We start from the raw sequence: 17,021 nt of genomic DNA on the forward strand, positions 1-17,021 counted from the left end.
AGAATATGGCTCAAATCAAGTCATACTCTCCCTAATTTAAAACTTCATATTCTCCAACAGACAACAATACTACCTTGCCATATTGTATATATTATACATATCCTGATAATCCAAAACTTTGAAACATCCTATACTTCTTGACTTATTGTATGAGCAGTTTAATGCCAAATCTTCTATATCCTTATCACTAATTTCTCTTGCAAGTAGATCATGTAAATTTATAGGCATGCCTATGGATACAAAAAACTCGTCTGTTTTTTCAATACCTATATCAGCAGCTTTACAATCATCTACTTCATCTATTCCATAAACATTTCTTGCAAAGCTTGCAAATCTGGATATATTTTCGTCCTTTACATATTTTGCCCAAGCAGACCAAAGAGCACTTAAAGTGGCCCCATGTGTGGAATCAAATAGTGATGATATAGCCATTCCAAGCTGATGACAGGACCAATCTCCATCTCTAGCTGTATCACCCTTTGCACCAAGTCCTGTCAAACCAATATGTGATATGCTACCACACCACATCACTTCACTCATAGCCTCATAATCTGTAGGATTTTCTATTGCCTTCGGTCCAAACTTTATAATATCTCTAAACAGTCCTTCTGCCATCTCATCAGTCAGATGATTACCCAAAATATTTGTAAAATATCTCTCTGAAGTATGCATAAAAATATCAGCTACTCCTGCCCCAATCTGATACTTTGGCAAAGTATATGTTAGCTCAGGATCCATTATAGCAAACTTACATCTATTGTAATCTGTAGTAATTCCCTTCTTTATATGAGTTCCTGTAATATCATCTGTGAGTACAGCAGAGTCACTTGTCTCAGAACCTGCTGCAGCTATAGTCAAAATAGTACCTATAGGCATGGATCTTTCCACTTTTTTTCTCTGAAAGAAAAACTCTTCTATATCAGTATCCGGATTTGCCACACCCATTGCTACAAACTTCGCAGTATCTATAACACTGCCTCCACCTACTGCCAGAATAAAATCTGCTCCGAATTCACAGGCTTTTGTAGTCATTTCCTTAGCCTTACTTAATAGAGGATTTGGTACTACACCTCCTAGTAAAATTACCTCCATATCCTCGTCTTTCAGCTTATTCTCTACTAAATCAAGTAATCCACTTTTCTTTGCACTGTTACCACCATAGATAACAGCAACCTTTTTTTGCCCCGTATTCATTTATAAGATTACCAACTTCTCCTACTGTGCCCTCACCAAAAATAATTCTTGTAGGTGAATAATAATTAAACTTCAGCATATACTACCTCACTTTATATTCATTCTCTTTGTCAAGTCCATATAGTCCTTGCAATATCTTTTCCAAATTTCAGCTGTTTTATAACACTAAGTTTGCCTCTTGTACCAGCCGTTCTATAGCTATTCTTTCCTTACTTTTCCTCAATCATCCTAGCAAATCAAACTCCACAAATGTGGTCAGACAATTCCTTTTGTATTAGGCCTTTTTCTCCAAATTCTATTTTGGTGTAAATTTAATACTTTTTATATATTCTATATCAAAAACTCAGTATTAGCAAACAGCAAGTATTACCCAAAAATAAATACAACCATGCTTTTAACACGGCTGTATAAAAACTAATATTAGTATTAAGTTAATAGTAAATTTACAATGTTTCATACATATATTTCAGTCTATCCATTGCAGGCTTATTTGAATATATTGATAATTCAGGAAGTCTTTTATAATTTGGAAGCATTTCCAACATCAGATAATCATCATATCCTATTTTCTTTAGAGATTTAATAACTTCAAAAAAGTCTACATCCCCTGCAAATATATCCACAAATGCCCCCAATCCACTTTGTTCTACTCTATAATCACTTATGTGGATCTTTTTAATATGTCTGCCTAATATTTCTATATAATCACTTGGATCACCTATGTACATAATATTTCCAACATCAAAATAGGAACCTACATATTCAGAGTTTATATCATCCAAAAATTTTCTTATTTCTAGTGGAGACAGCAAAAACTTATTCCATACATTCTCTATACCTATAGATACTTTATACTCTCTTGCTACTTTTTCCAATTTGAAAAATAATTCATACGCTCTATCATATGCTACATTATATGCTACTTTTTCAGGATTTTTAGCAAAACTACAATGAGTATATCCGGGAATTACTAAAATAGTATCAGCACCAAGTATACTTGCAAACTCTAATTGTCTTTCTATAATATCTACAGCTTTTTTTCTAATACTTAAATCATTGGAAACAGGATTATTATCCCACAAAGACCAAACGCCAACGCTCGGTATCTCCAGACCATTTGCATTTGCCATTTTTTTGATTTCTAACACTTCGCCTTCTCTCATACTTGGATTTAGATAACCTTCCTCGCTGAGTACCGGTTCAACACCATCATATTTCATCAGGCTTACATTAGAAAAAATATCCTTTAAATCTATGTTTTCAGAAAAAGAGAACATACTATATCCTAATTTCATATACCAGCTCCAAGTGTGACTATTCTACCCATTTCTAAAGACTCCTTTATAGCCTCCATAACTTGCATTGTATTTTTAATACTCTTTAAACTTACTATTTCTGAATCTCTATTCTCATTAATACATTCTACAAAATGCTTTAACTCTGATTTATATGCGTCAACACCATATGTGACGATTTCTTCTATACCGTTCTTACTATAAACACTAGCACGCCTTACTGCACTTTCTCTATTTTCAAGATTTTTACCGGCTTTCATCTCATATTCGTAACTGGCATCATCTCCAACCATACATAGTTTCATAGTAAATGGATAATTTTCACTCATGCTTATTATTCCATGGATACTCGCAATTACATTTCCGTTAAAAGTCATACTTGTATTAACAAAATTCCAAGCATCATTTTCGTCCTTAATACCATTTGCATATACAGTGACAGGTTTTCCAAATAAATACACCAGAAAATCTATATCATGTAAATGCAAATCAAATAATCCACCTCCACTTTTACTGGCTTTTTTATACCATGAGCTCCAACTTGGTGGTTCAGACAGTCTATCAGCTTCTATATACCTTAATTTACCTAGACGACCTGTTTCATATATATTCTTAGCGTTTACATATTCTTCCCAAAATCTTAATACTTGACCTAAATACAGTTTTGTATTATTTTTTTCCAGTACCTGAAATATATTCTCTAATGAATTTATACTTAGAGTTATTGGCTTTTCACATATTATATACCTTACGTGTTCACTTGCTTTTATAATATACTCTTCATGCAAAAATGTCGGAAGGCATATATCCACAAAATCTATAGTTTCTGAATTAAAATTATCTAATAAATCTTCACTGTAAAGACAATTATATTCCTTGGCAAACTTTTCCCCTTTTTCCTTATCCTTATCTACAATACTGACAAGCTCAACTTCATCCATACTATTATATATGGATGCATGAGTTTGTCCCATAAACCCTGCACCGATAATTAATACCCTTAACATTTTCTTCCTCTTATACTCGCTACATTACTAAAAACCACTGCTGCTGCAATAATAATGCCTGTTATAATTGTTTGTATATAAGTTTCTACCTGTAAAATATTCATAGCATTACTTATAACTCCCATCAAAATACATCCTAAAAAAGCACCTGCTATGCTTCCCTTTCCACCTTCAAATGTAACTCCACCTATAATCGCTGCAGTCAACGCACTTGTTTCGTAACCCAAACCTGCATTTGCTGTTACAGAATCTATTCGGGCTGAAAAAACTATAGCTGCCACAGAGCAGAATATTCCTGATAGTGAATATATCAGTATCTTGTACTTGTCTATTTCTATTCCACATAAATAGGCATTTTTCTCATTTCCACCAATGGCCATAAGCCGCTTTCCAACAATAGTTTTATTCATTAGAATATAAGCTAAAATAATCATAAGAATCAGCACTATAAGCATTGCGGGAAAAACTCCAAAAAATTTTGTTTTGCTTAAAACATCAAACACACCTGAAAAACTCATTATTCTTCCCTTAGATATTGTAAGGGATAGACCATAAAATATTTGACTTGTTCCTAAAGTTATTATGAGTGGAATACATTTTGATTTTGCTATTATAAATCCATTTAATAATCCACAAATCAAGCCTGTAATGATGCCACCAAATATCACTATAATAATATTCTGTCCCATTGCTAATAATGCAGCCATTACAACTGACGAAAGTGCCATTATATTTCCAAGAGAGAGATCTATTCCACCACTTATAAGCAACATGCTCATAGCCATAGTAAGTACACCTATTACAGATATTTGACCCAAAATAGTAACTATATTCTTTATAGTTATAAATTTAGGATTTATAACTGTAACACAAGCTATTATTGCAAATATCACAAATAGCAAAAGTATCCTTTGATCTTTAAGTATAATCTTATTCTCTTTCATAATTAATTTACTCCTAAAGCTTTTTCTATGATATTTTCTTCATTTATCTCATCACCTATCAGCTCTGTTTCTATTTTATGGTCTCTGATAACTAATACTCTATCACTCATAGAAATAAGCTCCGGCATATCTGAACTTATCATTATTATACTTTTTCCCTCTTTACAAAGTTTTGACATCTGGCTGTAAAACTCCGACTTGGCACCAATATCTATACCTCTCGTTGGTTCATCAAAAATATAAATATTTTGGTCCATCAATAGCCATTTAGCTAATACCACTTTTTGCTGGTTTCCACCTGATAAATATATAACTTCTGTATTTACACCTGGAACTTTTATATGCAAGTTATTTACCAAAGGAGAAATAGCCTCTTTTTGTTTCTTTACATTATTAAATATCCCTTTAAATATTTTACCTATAGCTACCAAACTGATATTATCCAGAACGCTTGCCCTCAAACCAAGTCCAAGTGCCTGTCTGTCTTCTGTTATATGTGCAAATCCCTCTTTTATACTATCCTTAGGCGATTTTATTTTCACCAAACTACCATTAACATAGACTTCACCACTATAAAAACTGTCCGCTCCGGTTATTGCTCTAACTATCTCCGTCCTACCGGAACCAACCATTCCGGAGAATCCAAGTATTTCACCTCTTTTTAAAGAAAAACTTATAGGTTCAAACTCTTCATATATCTTTAAATCTTTTACTTCAAGTACTACATCACCTATCTGATTTTTCTCTCTAGTATAAAAACTGTCTATAGATCTTCCTACCATATCTTTAGTGATTACTCTTAAGTCTATGTTTTTACTCGAATTTTCATAAGTACTAATTGATTTGCCATCTCTTATAACACTTATCCTATCCGCTATTTCTCTAACTTCCTCCAGAAAATGAGAAATATATATTATACCAACACCTTTATCAGATATTCTCTTAACCAAGTTTAATACTTTTTTTGCATCTTTAATATTAAACATCGAAGTAGGTTCGTCCATAATAAGTATTTTAGGATTAGTTACAAGAGCTTTTAATATTTTTACAAACTGTTTATCTGCCACCGATATATCAGCAACCTTATCTAAAGGATTTAAGTTTATTCCTAAATCTCTTATAAACTCGGATGTCTTATTTATAGCCGCCCTACTATCATAAAAAATAACGTTTTTCTTTATCTCATTTCCTATAAATATATTTTCAGCTATAGACATATTCTGTACCAAATCATTCTCTTGATAGATTATACTTATGCCTAGACTTTTAGACAAATTAGGATTTAGCTTTGTATAATTTTCTCCCAGAATATTTATATCTCCACTATCAGGAATATATGCTCCTGATAGTATTTTCATAAAAGTTGATTTACCTGCACCGTTCTCTCCAACCAGACAATGTATCTCTCCCTTTATAAGATTAAAATTAATATCTGATAAAGCATATATTCCTGAAAAGCTCTTTTTTAATTCCTTGATTTCCAATAACTTTTCATCACTCATTATTCTTTCCATTACTTAGTATATACATAATTATATGCGGCATCATAATCATCCCATGCTATAAAATCATCTAATTTATCCGCACTGACCGGTATTATTGGAAGAGCTTTAAATTTCTCTACTTCCTTATTTAAAACGACACTGTCATAAAGATTCTGGAATGTTGTTATACCTTGTATACTTACCGGAGCTGTCATATTTGCACTTTCTATACCATCCTGCAGCATTTTGTAATCATCCGGTGATCCACCTGTTGATACTATAGGAATATTATCTAAACCGGCATCCTTTACTGCCTTATAACATCCCTGAGCCATCAGTCCATTATTTGCAAATATATAATCAAATTCTTTACCTGATGATATTAAGTCTGTAGTAATATTATATGCCTTTTCTGTTTGCCAATCTCCATGTAAGGTAGAAACCACACTTACCTTATCGCCAAATTCTTTTAACGCTCTATCTACACCTTCCTGATACTTTTCATACACTCCTGCACCCTCTTGTCCTGCACAGAAGAATACTTTTGCATTAGGTTTTGTCTCTGCAATATACTTTATAGCCGCATATCCTATATCATCATATTTGCAGGCTATACTTGCAATGTAGTCACCTGAATCATTATTCATCTCAAAGTTTTCCACCGTTACAGGTATTCCTGCTTCATTCGCCATTTTTACCAATGTACTTCCTTGTTCCGTGGATATAGGAAATATAGAAATACCATCTACACCCTGCTGTATTAATGACTCCATCGCTGCAACCGACTCTTCCAAACTATTTTGTGAGTCAAGAATTACCGTTTTCACCTTTACATCTTGTTTTGTAGCCGCATATTCAAAAGCCTTGGCAGAATATTCATTCCATATATCCTTCATATCATAAGCAATATATCCGAAAGTATATTCATCTTTTGTTTCAGCCTTCTCTGTAGCTTGTTGCTTGTCATCTCCTACATTACCACTATCTTTAGCACATGCAGCTAAACCAATACCTAATACCATACAACCAAGTGCAACCAATAATTTACTTTTTCTCATATTTCCCTCCTAAAATGAAAAACCTTTTTTCTTTAAATAAGCTGCTGAATCTATAACAGCCTTAGTTACATCCTCTATGTCCTTTACACCTTTTTCTGTAAACTCTATCTCTATGCTGAAAGGACAATTATTATTTTCCAGCCCTAACTTCTTAAATATTATATCAAAGTCTATATTCCCTTTTCCTAATGCCGGAAAATTCCACTCATTATTCTTTCCTGCCTTATCCTTAAGGTGCATATATAATACATCCTTTATACAAGAATCTATATCGACTTCCGGCCTTACATTACTGTAAAAAATAACATTTGCAGTATCATAATTAATACCTACATACTTGCTATCCACTTTATCTATTATGTCTTTTAACACTCTGGCATTTGAATGCTCTCCATGAGTTTCCAGTACAAGTTTTACATCTTCTAACTCTAATATTTCTATTAGTTCTTTTATATTTTTTATTAAATCTGCATCTTCACACTCTTTATCTTTCAAATGTGCCTCACCTACAGAGGATACTATGTATTTAGCTCCAAAAAATTTAGCAAGATGTATATTACATATAAAATCTTTCAACCTGTCCTCATCCAAAAGATTAGAATGTCCACTAAATCCTACACATTCCAGATTTAATCTATGCATTAAGTCCTTTATGCTTTGTAGATATTCAAAACTCATATCTTTATATACATGTTCCGTCCATCCCTTAGTTGCCGTCAGTTCTATATATTTAAATCCTGATTTTTTTATTTCATAAAGTGTTTCCTCTATACCAAAACCATGATATGTGTTTGTATTTACAGCTATAATTCTTTCCATACGCTCTTTTTCCTAACTCAAAAACAAATCTCCCTCTGCATTCCTGCTAAAATCAAAATGCTTATCAATATAATACTTTGCGGCTCCTATAAATATTGCCGAATCTTTCAGTTTTGTATACTTTATGTTTATATTCTTACAAAACTGTGTAAACCCATTAATTTTTATATTTGTCTGTATCCTACTCAAATACTTCTCTCCCAGTTTCCTACCAATTCCTCCTATTACAATTATTTCCGGATTTAAAATCACAATAATTTTCCCTAAAGCATCACTCAACTCATCTGCTAATTCATATATTAAAGCATCTGCTTTTTCATTCCCCTTAGACGACAGCTCTTCAAGATCCCTAAACAAGAAATCAATATCAAAATCTTTATCTATAAGACCATACTCAATAGCTCTATTTCTAAGAGATAACTCTCCTATATAATTTTCTAAGCACCCCCTATTCCCACAACTGCATAGTGCTCCGTCCTTTTTAATTGACATATGCCCCAACTGCATAGCTAATCCCGTAGTTCCTCTAAGTATTTTTGAATCATGTATAAAACTTGCTCCTACACCTTCATTTATATTTATATATGCATAGTTTGCACTCTCCACACAGCCAAAAGTATTTTCTGCATATGCTAAACTCGTAGTATCATTAAAAAAGGCTAGTCCATATTGTTGTGGAATATTATCTCTTAAATCATCTATAAATGTATCATTCTTTTCCATATCCAGAACCATAGTGATTATATTCCTATTAGTATTATCTATTATTGCCGGTAATACTATACATACACCTAATATTTCTGATGAGTACTTGTTCAAACTTTCTTTTATAATATCCGATAAATACTTTACATATATTTTCCCTTTATATGCATAGTTATAGTTTTCTCGCACCTCATACGACAGCGTTACCAAATCTATTTCTACACTTTTTTTCATTATATTAACTACTAATATAAATCTATCTTTGTTTACCACTAGTCCATTAGGTCTACGTCCTTGCATTCCACTCTCTACTGTACCAATGTCTACAAGCATTTTTTCATTTATCAATTCATCTACCAACAATGATACAGTCGATTTACTAAGTTTGGTTTTACTTGCAAGTCTTGCTCTAGATATTCCCTCATTGTTAGATATTATATTGTATAAATTCTTCTTGTTTTTATTCTTTATAACTTGTTGATGTGTCATTACTCCCCCTATAATTCACGGTGGATTTAGTTCGTTCGCCGTACTTATTAAATGTAGTATATTATATATTTTTCTGTATTTCAATATACTTTGTTTATAAATTGTATCTTTGGTTGAATATATGAGTTTTATTATATTATATTACATATTGTTCTTTTATAATTTATTTATTTTGTGAATCTTTAATATATTTTAAATAGATATTTTTATATATTATGTTCTAATTATTCCAATTGAGATATTACATTAATAATTTTATAAAAAGGACGAGCCAAATTCCAGCTCGTCCAAACAAATGAAAAATAGAAATGTGATAAATACATCATCCCACAAATACTTTTCTATTTTCTACAATTTTCTAATCCCAATATCCCTCATGTACCTTTGCTGCTTCTTCCTCAACATCCGAAATTGGACCTATAACTTCAATCTTCTTTTGACCTGCTGCAAGTATTTTTCTACATGGCATATCAAAAGTTGGGTTTTTCTCATTACTACCTGTGAGTTCTAAAAGCTTTCTTTCAGTCATCCCAAATACTACTCTTCCTATATTTGCCCAGTATATTGCACCGGTACACATAGAGCATGGTTCAGCAGTCGTATACAAAGTGCATTTCCAAAGAAAATCCTTACTATATAAATGAGACGCTTTAGCAGCCAATGTTGTTTCGGCATGTCCCGTACATATTCCTTCAGTAATTTCTACATTCTCCTGCTCTAAAAGAATATTTCCTTGCTCATCAACCAATATAGCTCCAAACGGCGTATTTCCATTTTTTCTTGCATTTTTTGAAACCTCAATACATCTTCTCAAGTAATATTCGTGCTTTTGATACTCCATATTTTCCCCTTTATTATTACTTCATAAATTTATCAGCTTTCATCTGTTCAATATATTCATTGTACAGGCTTTGCTTTTCAGCCGGAACCAAATCACTAAGTTTTCCTACTGATAAAACACCATTTTGTAAATCACCATACAATACTTCACCTCCAAATTTTCCTTCTTCAATGGCCTTAAAGCTTAATTCTATAAGTGAAGAATTATCTGTGATCTGTGATCCTATCACACATTCATTTTGACCTAAAATATCAGCCGGTTGTCCTATGTCATATACTTCAACTTTGCCTTTTGCTGAATTATGTTCATCAATAGCCTGTCTTGCACCTGAGTCAACTGCTGAAGCATCTCCGAAAAATACATCTGCATTCTGCTCCATCATTGCATTTGCAAATTCTATTCCTTTTGAAGAATCATCAAAGGAGTTTGCATAAACGGCATCCAAAACATTGATACTCTTTCCATCTTTTTCGGCAACATACTTTGCTGCTTCCGCATATCCTTTATACTTTGCCACAGTTGTTGTCAGCTCCATCCCACCTATAAACGCTATGTTGCCTGTTTCAGACATAAGTCCTGCCAATGCACCTGCTATCCAACCAATTTGTTGTGCATTAGGAAGAAGTGATGTTACATTTTTATTGGTTGCTTTTTCAGGCACATCTGTGTCTCCGTTTAATATGGCAAAAGCAATGTCGGGATATTCATTAGCCACCTGTAACACAGCATCTGTATATTCACCACCCGGAGCATATATTAAATTAAATCCGGCATTACAGTATGCAACCATTGCATCATAATATCCATCTTGTGACAAATTATCTGTATACTCCATTGTCCAATCTGAATTTTTTTCACAAGCTGAAACCAACTCACTGTAACATGCGGTACCCCATCCTCCATCATTAATGCTACAGTTTAAAATAAATGCCACCTTATATTTCCCACTTTTTTGTGTATCACTTGTAGTAACACTCTCGTTTGTCTTTGCACCTCCTCCACATGCACCAAGAGTAAATATCATAGTTGCAGCCATTAACATAGATATTACCTTCTTAAATTTCATCATAAAAACATCCTCCTTTAAAATAATTTATTGTTTATCTCTGTTCCTTACAATAAGGAAGTCCATTCGCTTTTGGTCCGGCTTTATTAGAACCTATTATAGCCAATACTGATACTGTTGCTATATATGGAATCATTTGGAAAAACTGATATTGTAATCCTATGCTACTAACTTGTAATCTTATCTGAATTGCATCACATAGTCCAAAGAACAAGCATGCCCACATAACTCCTGTTCCCATCCATCTTCCAAATATAACCGCAGCCAATGCAATAAATCCTCTACCTGATACTATCCCCTCTGTATAAGTTGTAGAATAGCATGTTGTCAGGTACGCCCCTCCTATTGCTGCAAGAGCACCGCATATAATACAAGATATATATTTAATTCCTATAACATTAATTCCCAATGTTGCTGAAGCTTTAGGGTATTCTCCTACTGATTTATAATTAAGTCCCATCTTTGTCTTTTGAAAAAAAACACTTGTTAAAGGTACCATTAAAAATGCCAAATAAACCATAGGTGTCTGATGGAAAACTAATTCACCTATATACGGTATCTTACTCAGTATCGGTATCTCTATGGGCTTCATAAGTTCAATCTGTGTCAATGAATTTCCTACACCAAATGAAATTCTATATATAAATGAGGCAAGGGCAGGTGCCAAAATATTCATAGCCATACCATATACAATATGATTAGCACAAAGTGATATGGTTGAAAAAGCATAAATTAAATTTATCAATATACCTGCAACAGCTGCACCCAATATTCCCAGCCAAGTATTTCCGGTATAATAAGTAACCATAAAACCTACAAGTGCACCAATTGCTGCCAGGCCTTCCAAGCCAATATTCACCATACCCGCTTTTTCTGAGTAAAGCTCAGCCAGTGCAATTAGCAATAACGGAACTGCCATCCTGACAGATGCGGATACAATACTTAAAATTAATGTTGTATTCATGCTTTACCCTCCACTTTTTTTGTTAAATATTTTAATCTAAACATTTCAAATTCCGGAAGCTTCGTCATAGCCATTCCTGCAACAGAGAACACTATTACAAGTGCCTGCATAATATCCGATACGCTTGTTGGAACTCCTGTTGCCACTTGCATAGATGTAGATCCTACTCGGAGTGCTGCAAAGAAAATAGATACTATAATAGCTGCTATTGGATGTAATTGTGCAATCAATGCTATGGCAACTCCATCAAAACCATATCCACTACCATATCCGTTAATAAGACGATACTGAGTTCCAAGCAAGTCCGCACTACCACCAAGTCCTGCAACAGCACCTGATATGATAAAGCTAAAAAGTATATATCTTTTTACAGATAAGCCATTAAATTTGGCTGCTGTCATATTAAGCCCTACAGCTCTTAACTTAAATCCCTTAGATGTCCAATATAATCCATAGTACATAACCAGTCCTATTACAATCGCAATTACAAATGACCATGTAAATCTCATACTTGGTATCACCTTTGATAACATTAATGAATTGTCGATAGAAGGTGTCTGTGGCATATTTGTATCTCTAATCCAACTTGTATAAATTACTCCCATAAAAAGAGTTGCAATATAGTTGAGCATTATAGATATTATCATTTCATTAAGCCCTCTTGTTATTTTAAATATTCCCGGAAGCAGTCCCCATATTCCTCCGGCAACAGTTCCAATAAGTAATGCTAAAATGATTCCTGGTATTCCATGTATTCCACTTAAGTGTACAGCACAAAATGCAATTGTTGCTCCAAATAAAAACTGCCCTTCTCCACCAAGATTATAAACACCACATTTATATGCAAAGCAGGCACAAAGAGATGTAAAAATTAAGGGTGTTGATTTATTTAAAGTAGTTCCAATACTTGCACTTGTTCCAAATGCTCCTTTAAATAACGCTGTCAAAGCCAAAACCGGATTAACTCCCAATGCAAGCATAATAATCATTCCGACAATAAATGCTATAATAATCGAAACAAGTGGAATGATAAATTTTTCCATAATCTTCATCGTTTTATTCATTATTATTCACCTCATTGTTTCCTGTCATTGCCATGCTTATCTTCTCTACTGAAGGATTATTTCCTGAAAATTCTCCCATAATCTGGCCTTCAAACATAACCAAAATACGATCTGACATTTTTAATATCTCATCCAGATCTGCACTTATCAGTATTATTCCAACACCATTATCCCTTGCTTCAATTATACGCTCATGTACAAAATTTGTTGCTCCTATATCCAAGCCTCTTGTTGGATGAACCACTACCAATACTTCCGGACTTGACTCTAATTCTCTGGCAAGGATTACCTTCTGCTGATTTCCACCTGACAAACTCCTCACGTCCTGATCTACACTTGTACAACGGATATCATACTTTCTAGCTGCACTCTCTCCATAATCAATTATTGTCTTTTTCTTTAATAAAGCTCCCTTTCCTTTGCTAAATCTTTCAGATTCAATATTCTTTAAAACGAGATTATCCGCTATTGACATATCACCTATAAGTCCCTGAAGATTTCTATCCTCAGGCACATGTGCAACACCATGTAAAATAAAGTACTCGGGATCATACCTTCCAACTTTACTATTATCTACATAAATATCACCCTCCTCCGGTGCTATGACTCCGGTGACCATCTGGGCAAGCTGTGTTTGTCCATTTCCATCCACTCCGGCTATACCTACAATTTCTCCTCTCTTTATAGTCATGCTTACATCATTTAATCCATTGTGCTTCATATTCGGATGATACTTTACATGACTTAATTTGAGAACCTCATCACCTTCAGAAATCTTCTTGTCATACTTTGTTTCATGAAGCTCTTTTCCAATCATAAGATTTGCAAGTGACTGTCCATCTGCACCATCTATATCTAAAGTTCCAACCAATTCCCCAAGCCGAAGTATTGCAATTCTTGTAGATATTCTTAATACTTCTCTCATCTTATGACTGATGAAGATAACACTTTTATCTTCATTTATCAAGGATTCTATAATTTTAAACAGTCCCTCAGTCTCAATATCGGTAAGTGTTGCTGTTGGCTCATCTAAAATCAATAACTTAGCTCCATGGTAAAGAGCCTTTAATATCTCTACTCTTTGCTGTTCACCTACAGATATATCTTTTACAAATGCATCTAATTGTACATTTAGTCCATACCTGATTGATAGCTCAAGTATCTCCTTTTTTCTTGCCGCTTTATCTATGAAGATCCCTTTTGAGTTCTTATCACCGAGTATAATATTTTCAAATACCGTCATAGCTTCCACCAACATAAAATGCTGATGTACCATTCCTATACCTTGTTTAACTGCCTGACTTGGAGAATCTATTTTCACTTCATTTCCATTAATAAAAATCTTTCCCTCGGTAGGTTGATAAAGTCCAATTAAAATATTCATCAAGGTTGATTTACCTGCACCATTTTCTCCGAGTAATGTTAGCACTTCACCCTTATTTACAGTAAGAGATATATCTCTATTTGCATAAAAATTTCCAAACCTCTTACTTATATGTTCCATTTGTAAAAATACACTCAATTTATTGATCCTCCTTCTAGGCATTTTTATATTAAAATATTACACTATCAGTACTTTAATGAAGCTATTATCTACATACTTGCCATTATCAATCTTTTCTTTTCATATAAACCAAATACTGCTTCTTCTGCCCATGAATACTGTTTCATAAACTCGCCTTGAAAAGATAGGCACATACCTCTATCACCTGAGCATGCCTCATAGTAATCGCAATCCACAATATCCTTTTTTATTCTAAGACTTCCCCTCTCTCTTATCAAAATTTCTTCTGCACCATACAATTTTAATGTATCACTTAATTCTTTAATAACTCTCCTATATCCTGTCTTTTCAGGATAATCAGCCTGTTCCTCGCCCCACAACTTCTCAACAAGTTCATATATAGTTACAATCTGTCCTTCTCTATATACACAAAGAGCCAGCAATTCCTTAGCCTTTCCTGATCTAAAATATACCGGTTCTCCGTGAATTCTCAAATCAAAAAGTCCAAACGTGTGGAAGTAGTACTTCTTTTTCTGCCTTTGTTTAAGCAATTTTGCTCTCTCTAAAACATCTTCAATATCATACCTGTCAAATGGCTTAAAAATTATATAATCCGCTTTCATCTTCATGGCATCTACGGCATATTGCATATGGGCAGTAGCAAATACAATAATCATATCTCCACGTATTTCACGCAATTGTTGTGCCAGTTCCATTCCGTTCATACAAGGCATATCTATATCAAGAACTGCAAAATCAACCACATTAGATTTGGCATATTCTACAGCCTTTTCAGGATCAGTAAACTTCCCTACAATTTCAAACTCTGACAAATCTGCACATTTTAATTCAAAGAGTTTCAAATCTAAAATCATATCATCCACAAGGATCGTTTTCATTTATCATCTCCTCACAATATACAAATAGTCCGTTCAACCATAATTCTAAAGATATTATAACAATATGACCGTTCGACTTCCGTATATTCATTACTTGTATTTCAATCCATTTTTAGAAAAATATATTATTACTTTTGTTCCTATACCTACGATACTCTCCATATCCATACCACAGCCTTCAAAATGTGACATTCTTTTTTTTACATTTTTCAGTCCTATAGAATGTGCTTTATTCAACTCCTCTATATCAAATCCAACACCATCATCTTCTACTTTTACATACCAAAAGTTTTCATCATCATTTAGACTAACCCTTATGCTTCCTCCCTCTGCTTTAGGTTTTATTCCATGTAAAATAGCGTTCTCAACAATAGGTTCTATTGTTAAAGCCGGAATCATAAAATTAACATCTGGAATATCAAAATCCACTCTAAGTCTTCCTTCAAGCTGTGCCTCATTTATCTTTGCATATGCTCTTGTAGCTCTGATTTCCTCCTTAAAAAGTACCAATTCTTCTGCATTTACACTTGTATTAACATTAAATCTCAAATATCTTGCAAAATCCTCTACCATTTTAACTGCCATTTCCGGTTTCATAATAATAAGCCCTTGCAAAGTATTAAGTGTATGATAAAAAAAATGTGACCTGATCTGTGTTAATAGTTGCTTACTCTCTTCCTGCTCTAATTTCTGTTGCAAATTTTTTATTATAAGTTTTGCGGCTTCATCCTGCATTTCTTTAAGCTTTTTTGTTCTATAAAACTCATATCCGGTAACCAAACCAATCAAAATACTTATTGCTAAACTACTCCAAAGACTTTTCCTTTTATATACAGGAACAAGTGGCTCCAATGTAAATTTCCATTCTGTATTAAAAAAATCTGCATTATATTGTACATTTTCTGAATTTCCCCTAACCATTATTTTCGTTTCAAGTATTGTCTGATTACTGTTATCATCCGGATTAACTCTCCATATTCTACATGCAAAGCCTTCATCATTAATCAAATCTATCGAACTATTTTTAAAAATCTGCGGATAGTTCAGTGTTACAGCCACAATACCCCAGTATTTTTTTTCACCGCTACCATCTAGAAGATATATTGGCATCCTTCCACATATACCTATACCACCTTCTACTAAATCAAATGGACCAGCCAATAGTAAAGTTCCCTTTGAAACTGCACTCTGTGCCTCCAAGTTTCCAGCCCCCGGAGTATTCATATCCAAATCATATACAGATTCATTCCCATACATTGGAAACACTCCTTTAACAATACCGTCAGGAGCAAACAAAAAGCTTCTTACAATCCCGTCATTAAGCATTCTATCTGCAATAGGTTCAAAGCTTTGAAAACCTCCTCCGGTTTCAATCAAATGACCTTCCATAACTCGCAACTTTCCCATTTGTACCTGCAATGTTTCATAAGTTTCTGACTCCAAACTATGATATATCCTATCCATTTTTAGTCTGTTTTCTTTTGTCATTTGTATTTGAAATAAAACGGTTAGTATAAGGCTCAAAAGCAAACACAATATTCCAATAAAAACAGATTTTCTTATAATACTTATTTTCATTTTTCCTCAACTTAATTTGATAAATTTTCTTTATATTTATTATTTATAAGTTGTATAATATATGATTTCACTTCAAGATGTCTACATAAATAAAATAAACCCGCCCCAAT

At 33.4% G+C, this 17,021-nt stretch carries 14 protein-coding genes and 1 pseudogene; all 15 read right to left on the minus strand.

Annotated features, from left to right (window positions below):
• Positions 1-69: 69 nt before the first annotated feature.
• Positions 70-1,273: pseudogene (locus D4A81_RS11840) on the minus strand (iron-containing alcohol dehydrogenase).
• A gap of 364 nt (positions 1,274-1,637) precedes the next feature.
• Positions 1,638-2,489, minus strand: coding sequence for a sugar phosphate isomerase/epimerase family protein (locus D4A81_RS11845; RefSeq protein ID WP_111525844.1), 852 nt, complete (start codon positions 2,487-2,489; stop codon positions 1,638-1,640).
• Entirely contained in the window at positions 2,486-3,496 is a 1,011-nt protein-coding gene (locus D4A81_RS11850) for a Gfo/Idh/MocA family protein (protein ID WP_111525843.1), read from the minus strand. The genes D4A81_RS11845 and D4A81_RS11850 overlap by 4 nt, the downstream gene beginning before the upstream one ends.
• Positions 3,490-4,440, minus strand: coding sequence for an ABC transporter permease (locus D4A81_RS11855; RefSeq protein ID WP_111525842.1), 951 nt, complete (start codon positions 4,438-4,440; stop codon positions 3,490-3,492). The genes D4A81_RS11850 and D4A81_RS11855 overlap by 7 nt, the downstream gene beginning before the upstream one ends.
• Before the next feature lie 2 nt (positions 4,441-4,442).
• Positions 4,443-5,942 carry a sugar ABC transporter ATP-binding protein gene (locus D4A81_RS11860; RefSeq protein WP_242977763.1) on the minus strand — a complete coding sequence of 500 codons (1,500 nt, stop codon included), beginning with the start codon at positions 5,940-5,942 and terminating at the stop codon, positions 4,443-4,445.
• Between the two features lie 11 nt (positions 5,943-5,953).
• On the minus strand, positions 5,954-6,982 hold the full coding sequence (locus D4A81_RS11865) for a sugar ABC transporter substrate-binding protein (RefSeq protein ID WP_111525840.1): 1,029 nt from the start codon (positions 6,980-6,982) through the stop codon (positions 5,954-5,956).
• A gap of 9 nt (positions 6,983-6,991) precedes the next feature.
• Positions 6,992-7,801 (minus strand): sugar phosphate isomerase/epimerase family protein, encoded by an 810-nt coding sequence (locus tag D4A81_RS11870; protein ID WP_111525839.1) that lies wholly within the window; start codon positions 7,799-7,801, stop codon positions 6,992-6,994.
• Between the two features lie 12 nt (positions 7,802-7,813).
• Positions 7,814-8,995: an ROK family transcriptional regulator gene (locus D4A81_RS11875; RefSeq protein WP_111525838.1), complete on the minus strand. Its 1,182-nt coding sequence runs from the start codon at positions 8,993-8,995 to the stop codon at positions 7,814-7,816.
• A 358-nt stretch (positions 8,996-9,353) separates the two neighbouring features.
• The gene (locus D4A81_RS11880; RefSeq protein WP_111525837.1) at positions 9,354-9,836 is read right to left on the minus strand and encodes a nucleoside deaminase; all 483 of its coding nucleotides are present in this window, start codon (positions 9,834-9,836) and stop codon (positions 9,354-9,356) included.
• Between the two features lie 16 nt (positions 9,837-9,852).
• On the minus strand, positions 9,853-10,905 hold the full coding sequence (locus D4A81_RS11885; protein WP_111525836.1) for a BMP family protein: 1,053 nt from the start codon (positions 10,903-10,905) through the stop codon (positions 9,853-9,855).
• Between the two features lie 31 nt (positions 10,906-10,936).
• Positions 10,937-11,866 (minus strand): ABC transporter permease, encoded by a 930-nt coding sequence (locus D4A81_RS11890; protein WP_009446225.1) that lies wholly within the window; start codon positions 11,864-11,866, stop codon positions 10,937-10,939.
• Entirely contained in the window at positions 11,863-12,930 is a 1,068-nt protein-coding gene (locus tag D4A81_RS11895) for an ABC transporter permease (RefSeq protein WP_111525835.1), read from the minus strand. Before D4A81_RS11895 ends, D4A81_RS11890 begins: the two co-directional genes overlap by 4 nt.
• Complete coding sequence (locus tag D4A81_RS11900; protein WP_111525834.1) at positions 12,923-14,452, minus strand: ABC transporter ATP-binding protein; 1,530 nt, start codon at positions 14,450-14,452, stop codon at positions 12,923-12,925. The genes D4A81_RS11895 and D4A81_RS11900 overlap by 8 nt, the downstream gene beginning before the upstream one ends.
• Positions 14,453-14,523: 71 nt before the next feature.
• A complete protein-coding gene (locus D4A81_RS11905; protein ID WP_111525833.1) occupies positions 14,524-15,333 on the minus strand; it encodes a response regulator in 810 nt (269 codons plus the stop codon).
• 90 nt (positions 15,334-15,423) lie between these two features.
• Positions 15,424-16,911, minus strand: coding sequence for a histidine kinase (locus D4A81_RS11910; RefSeq protein ID WP_111525832.1), 1,488 nt, complete (start codon positions 16,909-16,911; stop codon positions 15,424-15,426).
• Positions 16,912-17,021 lie beyond the last annotated feature (110 nt).

Source organism: Lachnoanaerobaculum umeaense (assembly GCF_003589745.1).
Lineage (GTDB): Bacteria > Bacillota > Clostridia > Lachnospirales > Lachnospiraceae > Lachnoanaerobaculum > Lachnoanaerobaculum umeaense.

Coding starts and splice junctions, on each gene's coding strand:
- D4A81_RS11905 (WP_111525833.1), bottom strand. CDS start 15,333: ATGAAAACGATCCTTGTGGATGATATGATTTTAGATTTGAAACTCTTT.
- D4A81_RS11880 (WP_111525837.1), bottom strand. CDS start 9,836: ATGGAGTATCAAAAGCACGAATATTACTTGAGAAGATGTATTGAGGTT.
- D4A81_RS11910 (WP_111525832.1), bottom strand. CDS start 16,911: ATGAAAATAAGTATTATAAGAAAATCTGTTTTTATTGGAATATTGTGT.
- D4A81_RS11895 (WP_111525835.1), bottom strand. CDS start 12,930: ATGAATAAAACGATGAAGATTATGGAAAAATTTATCATTCCACTTGTT.
- D4A81_RS11890 (WP_009446225.1), bottom strand. CDS start 11,866: ATGAATACAACATTAATTTTAAGTATTGTATCCGCATCTGTCAGGATG.
- D4A81_RS11885 (WP_111525836.1), bottom strand. CDS start 10,905: ATGATGAAATTTAAGAAGGTAATATCTATGTTAATGGCTGCAACTATG.
- D4A81_RS11865 (WP_111525840.1), bottom strand. CDS start 6,982: ATGAGAAAAAGTAAATTATTGGTTGCACTTGGTTGTATGGTATTAGGT.
- D4A81_RS11850 (WP_111525843.1), bottom strand. CDS start 3,496: ATGTTAAGGGTATTAATTATCGGTGCAGGGTTTATGGGACAAACTCAT.
- D4A81_RS11855 (WP_111525842.1), bottom strand. CDS start 4,440: ATGAAAGAGAATAAGATTATACTTAAAGATCAAAGGATACTTTTGCTA.
- D4A81_RS11860 (WP_242977763.1), bottom strand. CDS start 5,942: ATGAGTGATGAAAAGTTATTGGAAATCAAGGAATTAAAAAAGAGCTTT.
- D4A81_RS11875 (WP_111525838.1), bottom strand. CDS start 8,995: ATGACACATCAACAAGTTATAAAGAATAAAAACAAGAAGAATTTATAC.
- D4A81_RS11845 (WP_111525844.1), bottom strand. CDS start 2,489: ATGAAATTAGGATATAGTATGTTCTCTTTTTCTGAAAACATAGATTTA.
- D4A81_RS11870 (WP_111525839.1), bottom strand. CDS start 7,801: ATGGAAAGAATTATAGCTGTAAATACAAACACATATCATGGTTTTGGT.